Consider the following 9747-nt stretch of genomic DNA (forward strand, 5'->3'; position numbering starts at 1 on the left):
CCGCCCACCACACCACCCACCCCGCCGGCGACCGCATCGGCGAGCAGGACCAGGCGCCCGAACCAGCACCCGGTCCGGCCGCGCCGCCCATCCAGCAGGCGAGTACCACCGTCGACCTCGATACGGCCCTGCCGGAGCCCGCTGGCAGCCCCGCCGCTGGGCCCGCCGGGCCCGCCGCTGGGCCTGCCGATGGCGAGGTCGGTGATGACGCCGCTGCCCGGGTGATCGCCGATGAGCTGCGCCGGCACGGTGTGCACGCCACCGTGGTGGGGGCGACGGCAGGCCCGCAGGTGATCCGCTACAGCCTCGCACTGGGCAACGGCGTCAAGATCTCCAAGGTCCGCGCCCTGGTGGAGAACCTCGGCGTCGCGCTCGGGCGCGACCGGGTGCGGCTCATCGCCCCCATGCCCGGACAACCTGGCCTGGTCGGGCTGGAGGTGCCCAACCCCGACCGGCGACCCGTGCGCCTGGCCGATGTGCTGCGCTCACCGGCCGCCACCGGCGAGCACCATCCGCTGATCGTCGGGTTGGGTGAGGACGTCGAGGGCCGCCCGGTGGTGGTCAACCTGGCCAAGATGCCGCACATCCTGATCGCGGGCGCCACCGGCGCGGGCAAATCCACCGCGCTCAACGCCATCATCGCCTCGGTCCTGGTCCGCGCCGCCCCCGCGCAGGTCCGCATGGTGCTCATCGACCCCAAACGGGTCGAACTGGCCGCCTACACCGGCATCCCGCACCTGCTCACACCGATCATCACCGACCCGAAGAAGGCCGCCGAGGCCCTGACGTGGGTCGTCGGCGAGATGGACCGCCGCTACGACGACCTGGCCGCATCCGGATACCGGCACATCGACGACTTCAACCAGGCGGTCAAGACCGGCAGGCTGTCCGCGCCGCCCGGGAGCGACCGCATGTACACCCCGTACCCGTACATGCTGGTCATCGTTGACGAGCTGGCCGACCTGATGATGATCGCGCCGCGCGACGTGGAGGACTCGGTCGTGCGCATCACCCAGCTCGCCCGCGCCGCCGGCATCCACCTGGTGCTGGCCACCCAGCGGCCCAGCGTGGACGTGGTCACCGGACTGATCAAGGCCAACGTCCCGTCCCGGCTGGCGTTCGCGGTCTCCTCACTGACCGACAGCCGCGTCATCCTCGACCAGCCGGGCGCCGAAAAGCTGCTGGGCGCCGGGGATGCCCTGCTGGCACCGGCCGGCGCCGGCCAGCACATCCGCCTGCAAGGCGCACTCATCACCAGCGACCAGATCATCCAGGTCGTCGAACACGCCACATCCCAGTACCCGGCCACCCCGCAGACCGCCACCGACCCGCTGACCGCATCCCACGAACAGGTCATGCGAGTGGTCCGGGCGGGACCGGCGACCACCGGCCAGATCCAGACCCGCACCGGTCTGCCCGAGCGCCAGGTCGATGAGCTGCTGAGCCACCTCACCCGGTTCGGCTACCTGGTCAAACCCGCAGACCACTACGAGATCCCCTAACCCGGGGCGACACCCGACCGAGGGCGCGCACAGCAACACGCGCGCCCCCGGTCTCGCGCTGCGCGAATACACGCCCCCCAATCTGCTCAGGAGGTACCCCGGTGGCCCAGGCCGCAGGCCGGTTCGTCCGCATCGCCCTGGTCGGCTCGCTGGCCTACTACATCAGCACCATCGCCCGCGACGACGCCAACGGAGCCGACACCAAAGGCACCCGCCCCCACGCCGCGGCCGGTGCAGACCTCGGCCGGCGCATCGTCGCCGAGGCCAAGACCCAGCGCGGCGTCCCCTACTCCTGGGGCGGCGGCGGCACCCGCGGCAAAAGCCGCGGGATCTGCTGCTCACCCGGCGGATACGACGGCCGCGAAACGGTCGGGTTCGACTGCTCGGGCCTGGTGCAATACGCCGTCTACCAGGCATCTCGCGGCCGGATCATCCTGCCGCGCGTCGCCGCCGACCAGGTCCGGCGCGGCAAACCCGTGTCCCGGTCGGCGATGCGGCCCGGGGACCTGATCGGTTTCGACCACGGCCAAGGCATCACCCACATCGGCATCTACGTCGGCGACGGCCGGATGGTGCAGGCACCCCAAACCGGCGACGTCGTCAAAATCTCACCCCTGGCACCCCGCAATGACCAGCGATGGACCATCCGCCGACTCCAATGACCAGCCAGCGGCCAGATGCGCGCCACCAACCGATACCAGCCACTGGCACACCGTGCCTCACCCCTGGTCTGGTGCTGCGTCCTGGCGGCCACCGCCACCCGTGGTGGCCGCCTCACGGAACACCAGAACCGACCCTACGAAAGAAGGAAGTCATGCCGACCCCAGTCGACGAAGCCCTGTCCGCGCTGTCTTCTGTGGTGCCGTTCAAGGTCGACCGCCGCCTGATCGCGCGGCTGCTCAGCCAGAACCCGCCACTCAACGCCAATGCCACCGATGGAGGCTGGGACAACACTTCGCTTCGACACGAGCTGTACAACCGTCTGGCCTATGAATTGCTCGCCCGCCCGTTCCACACCTACGCGTTCCACAAGATCGGTGTGGAACGCGATCGCGCCAACCGGGAAGCGTTCTTCGCTGACCTGCGGCGTGCCCACGAAGCATGGGTGCGGCGTGGGTGACCGGACCCGCATCGTCACCCCGTCCACCGACCCCGACCGGTGGACCGACGAGGAAAAGGACTACTTCGACCGGGGCCTGTGCTCCTGGGACGTGGGAGTGCAGTACTTCGGGCAGACCGATCACCTATGCGGCGCGAGGTCGAAGCCGGGCGCGTCGTTCGGGCACTGTGCCCACCACGAGGAAGTGCTGCTGGAGTGCCACTGGCCTGACGGGACGCCCCGCCGATGAGCGGCATGCGCTTCGACCTCGACGAACCACTCATTCCCGACGACCACGCCCTGCACGGCCTGGTGGACCCGGCGACCATGGCCGCCTTGGAGGAGGAGTGGAAGGCCGCGAAGGTCGACCAGTGGTGCGCCGTCGCCGGGCTCCGCCACGCCGCTGCCGGACTGCGCAGCGCCACCGGCCGCCCGGACGCCGCACCGATCGAATTCGTCCTGACCGACGCCGAGCACAAGGCCACCAACAGCAACCGGGTCCGGCGCGCCCTGACCGCCTATCAGCAGGCCGCAACCCTCTACGAAGGCGTGCGCGTCCACCTCGCCGACCTCCGCAACCGCGCCACCGCCCCGGGCACCTGACCAGCGAACGGGCCTGACCTGCGCCAGAACCCGGACCAGCCACATGCCGGTCCGGGTCTTCTTATGCCCGCCACGTCCCACCAGCCCCTGAAGCCCCTGCCAGCTGCCCGGCGGGGGCTCCCTATCTCGCCCCCGGCTCCAGGAAGGCGCCGTCATGTCCAACCCGCACGACTTTCCACCCGTCGAGCAATGGCCGATGGTCACCCCGCCCGACTGCCCCCTCTGCCAGCGCCCCACCGACGTGGTGTGGATCGGGCCCGCCACCTACCGGGACGGCGCCGAAGTGAACGCCTGGCACTGCCGCGCCTGCCGCCACGACTGGCCCATTCCCCTCACCCGCTGGCCGGTCGAGGACGGTCCGTACTGCCTCACCGAGGACACGTCCTGGGCCGCACTGGCCCCCGACGCCCTCGGCGACCTGTGGACCTGCGGCAACGGTCACGAATTCGTCCTCACCTCCGGAGGGCAGATTATCCTGCCCGAGGACGCAGGATGACCCACACCAAGATGTCGAGAGCGCCGTCCCGCCAGGTATGCCTTGCCTGCGACCAAGGACTGGTCATGCTGGGCTGCGACACCGCGCTGACCCCTGCTGGCCGGCTACTCCCCCGACCCGTTCCCGCTGTGCCGACACTGCCAGGCACCGATGGCTGGGTTACGTTGCTGCCGTTGCACGCCGTCCGGGCCGTCGCCGGCGGCCAGGCCATCGTCGGCAACGCGGTCGCCGGCGCCGCACTGCGCGTTGCTCGCGCTGCGGCTCGGGCTCAATCCTTGGCTCGGGCTTCCCGCGCCTGGCGTTGCTGCTCCGGGTCAAGGCAGCGGAATACCGTCGCACGGCTCACGCCGAGTTTGACGGCGATGTCGGCAATGGTGTTCACGCGCTCGCCGCCCTTGTTGCGTTGCTCGAACAACTGCCGGGCGAGCTGCTCTTCGGTCGCGGATGGATGGGGCCCGTACCGGTTGATCCCCGGGTAACTGGGGCGGCACAGCAAGACGATAAGGACCAGCGGCCCGACGAAAGGCACGATTTCGAGCCACCACCATGCGCCGCTGAGGCCGCTGTCGTGCAGCCGCCGGACGAGGACCGACTCCAGTGGAAGGAATACGGCCAGGGTGGCAAATATCCCCACCGACCCGACGACCGCAACGACGTCGGATGCCGGCAACATCGCCCCGAGCACCACCAGAAGGAAACAGAGGTCGGCGAAGAGAACAAAGAACCAGAACTCACTGCGAGAGGCGCGGCCCCGGAATGACCAGTATTGCTTGAAGGCCCGCGTGATCGCTGAGAAGAATCCCACCATCGACCTGCTCCCCTCGAGGTGCCGAATTTGCTGGGCACTATAAGCTCTGCGTGCCGGGACCCCTCCGCCGGAAGGCGTTGTTTGCGAGGGGCCGACCTTAAACACGCCCAGCATTACGTCGGCTGGACCCGTGACCTGCCTGGCCGCCTCGCCCAGCATGAGACCGGCACCGGCGCCCGGCTGCTGCAGGTCGTCGCGAACGCCGGGATCCAGTGGCGGCTGGCGCGCCTGTGGCCCGGCGGACCCCACCGCGAACGCGCCATCAAACGCCAAGGCGGCGCCTCCCGCCGCTGCCCCATGTGCGGCATCCGCCCACGTCCCATCCCCAGGAGCTCGTAACTACGGGGGAGCCGGTGGGGCCCGTTACCCCCTGCAGCCCATCGCCGGCGTCAACGCCCGGCCTCTGGTGCCGACTCCACTTCCGGGTTGTCCGCGAGGTAGGCAAGGCTCTCGTGCACACGCTGGGCCAGCTCGTGGAGCCCGGCGTCCCCCATGCCTGCCTGTTCGGCTTCGTACTGTTCTCGTGTGCCGCCGTCCAGGCCCCAGAACGTGGACGCGTTACGGCCCCAGGTCTGGGGATGCCGACGCTCCAGGTAGAAGATCACCGCGCGCAGGTTCGGCGGCGCGAGCTCGGTCTCGGTCTCCTCGACCACCTGGCCGGTGGCCGGATCGCGGTAGCGGCGGGTGCGGGTCTTCACCGCGTACCCGCCCTCGGCGATCTTGCGGAGCAGCGCCGCGTTGATCACACCGCCACGCGCGTGCGCGCGCATGGCCGACTGCCAAAACTGCCAAAACGGTTCATCGGCAGGCTCCGGTTCCTCGCCGTTGACCACGGCCTGGGCTGCCGTCTCGCCGCGGCGCATCCACCGGTAGTACGTCCGGGGGCTGATCCCCGCCGCGACGGCCGCGTCCTCGATCGTCGTGCCGTAGCCGATCGCCTCGACCAGCCGCTCGCGGAGTTCATCGTCCAGCAGTTTCAAGGGTCGGCCAGACCCTCGCATGTCATCACTCACGAAGCCCGACCGTAGGCAACCGGTCCGGCTTGAGTCCCGCCTTCCGCGTCGCTCCACGCCCCCTCGCACAGCTGTGACGCGGCTCACAACTGGCGAGCACGGGCGGACGAGACGTTAAGGGGTCCGGTCGGTCACTGTACGGACGCCGCTGGACGCCCCGGGCGTTCGGCAGCCGCACATGGATCAGCCGGAACGCAGACGAACGGAGACGCCCACGCCAGTCACCACGGCGGCAAGGGCCGCCTCCAGCAGAGCCAGCCGCCGTTCGCGTCAGCTCGACCGGTGCCTCGCGAGCACCCGCACCTACCCGCTGAACATTCACCGCCTGCCGGAACTCAAGGGGGAACTCGCATGGCCAACCTCACGGTGGTCGCCGACCCGGATGACAACGCCGACTTCTCCCGCCCTCTGCCCCATGACATCGGCGCTGAGCAGCAGGTGCTGGGGGCGATGATGCTCTCCCTACGTGCCGTCGCCGAGGTCCGCGAGTTGCTGGACGGCACCGAGTTCTACCGGCCCGCCCATCAGGTGATCTGGCAGGCGATCTGCGCGCTGGCCGACCGCGGTGACCCGTGTGAGCCGACCGCGGTCGCCGCCGAACTCGGAGCTCGCCAGCTCGACAAGGTCGGCGGCGGGCCTTACCTGCACACCCTGATCGAGGGAACGGTGTCCTCCACCCAGGCCGTCTTCTATGCCCACAGGCTCGCCGACCTGGCCTACGCGCGCGACGTGGCCACCACCGGGATCCGCCTCAGCCAACTCGGCCACCAGGCCGCCGACGGCGACACCGCCGACCTGCGCGGCGCCGTGGCCGCCGCCGTCCAGCAGATCACCGCCACCGACGCCCGCGGCTGGGCCCCGCCCACCGCGCTGGAGGTCGCCCGGACACTGCCGACCTTCCCGCTGTGGGAGCTGCCGGACTGGCTCGGCGAGTACGCCGCCCGGCTGGCCGAGCAGACCCAGACCCCGGCCGACCTGGCCGGGTGCCTGGCGCTGGCGGTGCTCGCGGTCGCCGCCGGCGGCAAGGTCTGGGTCAGCCCCCGCGGATGGAGCGAGCCGACCAACCTCTTCATCGTCATCGCGCTCGGCCCCGGCAACCGCAAGTCCGAGGTGTTCAAGGTGATGACCGCCCCGATCCGCACGGCCGAGACCGCGCTGCGCGAGCAGGCTCAGCCGCACATCGACGACGTCGCGCTGCAGCGCCGCGTGGCCGAGGCGGACCTGGACAAGGCCGAGAAGGCCGCGATCAACGCCATCGACGGCATCGTCCGCCAGCAGCACATGGACGACGCCAAGATCGCCGCGCAGAAGCTGCAGGAGCTCCGCGTCCCGGCCGAACCGCGGCTGTTCTCCGACGACGCCACCCCCGAGGTCCTCACCTCCCTGCTGGCCCAGCAGGGCGGCCGCATGGCGGTGCTGTCCCCGGAAGGCGAGGTGTTCTCCATCGCCGCTGGCCGCTACAGCGGCGCCCCCAACTTCGCCGTCCTCAAACACGGGCACGCTGGCGAAGGGATGCGCATCGACCGCGTCGGCCGTGCGTCGGAGACCATCGACTCCGCGCACGTCACCCTCGGGGTTTGCACCCAACCGGACGTGCTCACCGGGCTGGCCGCCACACCGGAGTTCCGCGGGCAGGGCCTGCTCGGCCGGATCCTGTACGCCGTCCCCGCCTCACTGCTGGGCTACCGCGACCACGATCCCGAACTCGTGCCGGACCACCTCGCCCAGGCCTACGGCGCCACCCTCACCAGCCTTATCACCCGGCTGCACGCCCTGCCCGATCCGGTCACCCTGACCTTCGACAAGGCCGCGAACACCGCGGTCAAAACGCTGCTCCGTGACACCGAACCCCGCTACCGGCCCGGCAACGACCTGGCCCACATGCACGACTGGGGCGGCAAATATCCCGGCGCTGTCGTCCGCATCGCCGGACTGCTCCACATCGCCCAGCACCACCACGGCACCTGGACCCAGCCGATCACCGAAGCCACCTTCACCGCCGCCCGCCAGATCGGCGATTACTTCCTCGCCCACGCCCAAGCCGCCTACGACCTGATCGGCGCCGACCCCGACCTGGCCGACGCCCGCGCCCTGCGCGACTGGATCGCCCGCACCGGCACGCACCGGTTCACCGCCCGCGACGCGATCCAGGCCCTGCGGCCCCGCTTCCGCAAGGTCGCCGACCTCGACCCCGGCCTGCGCGTCCTGGAAGCCCACAACTGGATCCGCCGACTGCCCACACCACCGCGCGGCTATGGCGCCGGCCGCACCCCTGCCGTCGTCTACGAGGTCCACCCCGACATTGCCCCGGAGGTCAAACCATGACCTCCGTGCGCACTCACACACCGTCACCGGAAGGCAGAGCTCAGGAGCGCCTTGCACGCCTGCACACGTGCACACAATGCACAGAAATCAATTGTTGTGCATTCCGTGCATGCGTGCAGCCGTGCAGAGCCCGCCCAGGCACCGCTGCCCTTCACCGACCGTAACCACGGCCACCTGTCCGACCAGATGCCAAGCGACCCGGTCTCTCCACCGCCAAGAGGATCCGACCGGGCCGCACCCCCACGAAGGAGGCACCGCCCATCATGACCGCCGCCAACCCCAAGTCGCAGCAGCAGCAGAAGATGCTTTACCGGGTCGTCGAAGCCATGGACCTGCTGTCCCTGAGCCGCAGCGTCATCTACGAGGAGATCCGTAGCGGCCGTCTCCGCACCGTCACCCGCGGCCGCACCCGCCTGGTCCCCGCCGCCGCCCTCACCGAGTACACCCAGCTCCTGGAGCGCGAGGCCGAGGGTGAGGTGGCCTGATGGCCACGACCGCGTCGGCCGGCCCCGAAGAGCCCGACGACGACAAGCCGAAGAAGAACAAGGGAAAACGTCGGAGCCGCGGGGACGGCGGGCTGCACTGGGACGAGAAGCGCCGGCGCTGGATCGCGACGATCACGATCGGCTACACGCCGGCAGGCAAGCGCATCACCCGCAAGGGCAGCGGACAGACGAAGACCGAGGCCAAGAACAAGCTCAAGGAGAACATCCGCGATCACGAGGACGGGCTAGCCGTCGCGCCGCACAACTACACGGTCGCGGACGCCGTCCGGGATTGGCTGCAGTACGGCCTGGTGAACCGGGACGAGGACACGGTCGTCAAGTGCCGCAGCCTCGCGGACAACCACATCGTTCCGGAGCTGGGCGCGCGCAAGCTCCGCGAGTTGTCGGCCGATGACGTAGATCGGTGGCTGGGGGAGAAGGCCAAGTCGCTGAGCACGGACACGCTCCGCCAGCTGCGGTCGATCCTGAAGCGGGCGATCAACCGGGCCCAGGCTCGGGACAAGGTCAAGCGGAACGTCGTGCTGCTGTGCGAGGTGCCGCAGGGGAAGGAAGGACGCCCATCCAAGTCGCTGACGATCGACCAGGCAGCCGCGGTCATCAAGGCGGCGGAGAGGACGGCCATGTACGCCTACATCGTCCTCTCGCTTCTGGTCGGTGCCCGCACCGAGGAACTGCGGGCGCTGACGTGGGCTCACGTGGACCTTGAGGGCCGCCCGGACGCCGAGCCGCCGGTGCCGCCGTCCATCCGGGTCTGGCGGTCGGTGCGACAGGGCGGGAAGACGAAGACCAAGAAGTCCCGGCGGACCTTGGCCCTGCCCAAGAGGTGCGTAGAAGCGCTGCGGTTCCACCGCGAGCTCCAGGCCGGGCAGCACGAGAAGGCGGGCACGGCCTGGAAGGAGCACGACCTGGTGTTCGCCTCCGCCGTGGGCACCGAACGCAACGCCAACAACGTGCTGCGCTCCTTCCGGGCGATCTTGAAGAAGACCGATCTGGACCCCGACGACTGGACACCGCGGGAGATGCGCCACAGCTTCGTCTCGGTGCTGTCGGACGCGGGCGTGCCCATCGAGGAGATCTCGCGTCTTGCCGGACACAAGAGCACCGAGGTGACCGAGACCGTGTACTGGCACCAGATCCGGCCCGCCCTCCTGGGTGGAGCGGAGGCGATGGACGAGGTGTTTCCGGAAGAAGAGCGCGAGCCTTAGTCGCTCAGTTAGTCGCTCACTCGTTAACAAGGGCCCGTTCCGAAGATCGGAACGGGCCCTTGACGTGGAGCCGCCTATCGGAATCGAACCGATGACCTATTCATTACGAGTGAATCGCTCTGCCGACTGAGCTAAGGCGGCCTGCCGTGTGAGGCATGGCGGTAGCAGTCTACCGGGTCTGTGGGGGTGC

The 9747-nt window shown here is 69.7% G+C and carries 11 protein-coding genes and 1 tRNA gene; 9 read left to right on the plus strand and 3 right to left on the minus strand.

The features are described 5' to 3' along the window. The 6 genes from E1298_RS38965 to E1298_RS38990 form a co-directional block, all read left to right on the plus strand. The coding region (locus tag E1298_RS38965) for a DNA translocase FtsK (RefSeq protein WP_131902409.1) at positions 1 to 1502 on the plus strand (1502 nt) is incomplete at its 5' end. A gap of 101 nt (positions 1503 to 1603) precedes the next feature. Continuing rightward, on the plus strand, positions 1604 to 2164 hold the full coding sequence (locus E1298_RS51375; RefSeq protein WP_165975878.1) for a C40 family peptidase: 561 nt from the start codon (positions 1604 to 1606) through the stop codon (positions 2162 to 2164). A 152-nt stretch (positions 2165 to 2316) separates the two neighbouring features. After that, positions 2317 to 2622: a hypothetical protein gene (locus tag E1298_RS38975; protein ID WP_131902411.1), complete on the plus strand. Its 306-nt coding sequence runs from the start codon at positions 2317 to 2319 to the stop codon at positions 2620 to 2622. Continuing rightward, positions 2615 to 2851, plus strand: coding sequence for a hypothetical protein (locus E1298_RS38980; RefSeq protein ID WP_131902412.1), 237 nt, complete (start codon positions 2615 to 2617; stop codon positions 2849 to 2851). Before E1298_RS38975 ends, E1298_RS38980 begins: the two co-directional genes overlap by 8 nt. Further along, a complete protein-coding gene (locus tag E1298_RS38985; RefSeq protein WP_131902413.1) occupies positions 2848 to 3204 on the plus strand; it encodes a hypothetical protein in 357 nt (118 codons plus the stop codon). The genes E1298_RS38980 and E1298_RS38985 overlap by 4 nt, the downstream gene beginning before the upstream one ends. A gap of 154 nt (positions 3205 to 3358) precedes the next feature. Next, positions 3359 to 3700, plus strand: coding sequence for a hypothetical protein (locus E1298_RS38990; RefSeq protein ID WP_131902414.1), 342 nt, complete (start codon positions 3359 to 3361; stop codon positions 3698 to 3700). Positions 3701 to 3968: 268 nt separating this feature from the next. Here E1298_RS38990 and E1298_RS38995 read toward each other — a convergent pair whose 3' ends face one another. Continuing rightward, a complete protein-coding gene (locus tag E1298_RS38995; protein ID WP_165975879.1) occupies positions 3969 to 4508 on the minus strand; it encodes a DUF805 domain-containing protein in 540 nt (179 codons plus the stop codon). A gap of 389 nt (positions 4509 to 4897) precedes the next feature. Beyond that, complete coding sequence (locus E1298_RS39000; RefSeq protein ID WP_131902416.1) at positions 4898 to 5488, minus strand: hypothetical protein; 591 nt, start codon at positions 5486 to 5488, stop codon at positions 4898 to 4900. A 384-nt stretch (positions 5489 to 5872) separates the two neighbouring features. Between E1298_RS39000 and E1298_RS39005 the strand changes: the two genes are divergently transcribed. The 3 genes from E1298_RS39005 (at position 5873) to E1298_RS39015 (ending at position 9557) form a co-directional block, all read left to right on the plus strand. Further along, positions 5873 to 7846 (plus strand): DUF3987 domain-containing protein, encoded by a 1974-nt coding sequence (locus E1298_RS39005; protein ID WP_131902417.1) that lies wholly within the window; start codon positions 5873 to 5875, stop codon positions 7844 to 7846. 263 nt (positions 7847 to 8109) lie between these two features. Next, on the plus strand, positions 8110 to 8331 hold the full coding sequence (locus tag E1298_RS39010) for a helix-turn-helix domain-containing protein (RefSeq protein ID WP_131902418.1): 222 nt from the start codon (positions 8110 to 8112) through the stop codon (positions 8329 to 8331). Then, positions 8331 to 9557 (plus strand): site-specific integrase, encoded by a 1227-nt coding sequence (locus E1298_RS39015; protein ID WP_131902419.1) that lies wholly within the window; start codon positions 8331 to 8333, stop codon positions 9555 to 9557. The genes E1298_RS39010 and E1298_RS39015 overlap by 1 nt, the downstream gene beginning before the upstream one ends. A 65-nt stretch (positions 9558 to 9622) precedes the next feature. Here the strand turns inward: E1298_RS39015 and E1298_RS39020 are convergent. After that, a tRNA-Thr gene (locus E1298_RS39020) sits at positions 9623 to 9698 on the minus strand. Positions 9699 to 9747: the final 49 nt, after the last annotated feature.

It is taken from the genome of Actinomadura rubrisoli, assembly GCF_004349215.1.
Classification (GTDB): domain Bacteria; phylum Actinomycetota; class Actinomycetes; order Streptosporangiales; family Streptosporangiaceae; genus Spirillospora; species Spirillospora rubrisoli.

Bases quoted from the DNA above. Each gene is read 5' to 3' on its own strand.
- E1298_RS38975 (WP_131902411.1), top strand. From the start codon at position 2,317: ATGCCGACCCCAGTCGACGAAGCCCTGTCCGCGCTGTCTTCTGTGGTG.
- E1298_RS38985 (WP_131902413.1), top strand. From the start codon at position 2,848: ATGAGCGGCATGCGCTTCGACCTCGACGAACCACTCATTCCCGACGAC.
- E1298_RS38990 (WP_131902414.1), top strand. From the start codon at position 3,359: ATGTCCAACCCGCACGACTTTCCACCCGTCGAGCAATGGCCGATGGTC.
- E1298_RS38995 (WP_165975879.1), bottom strand. From the start codon at position 4,508: ATGGTGGGATTCTTCTCAGCGATCACGCGGGCCTTCAAGCAATACTGG.
- E1298_RS39005 (WP_131902417.1), top strand. From the start codon at position 5,873: ATGGCCAACCTCACGGTGGTCGCCGACCCGGATGACAACGCCGACTTC.
- E1298_RS39010 (WP_131902418.1), top strand. From the start codon at position 8,110: ATGACCGCCGCCAACCCCAAGTCGCAGCAGCAGCAGAAGATGCTTTAC.
- E1298_RS39015 (WP_131902419.1), top strand. From the start codon at position 8,331: ATGGCCACGACCGCGTCGGCCGGCCCCGAAGAGCCCGACGACGACAAG.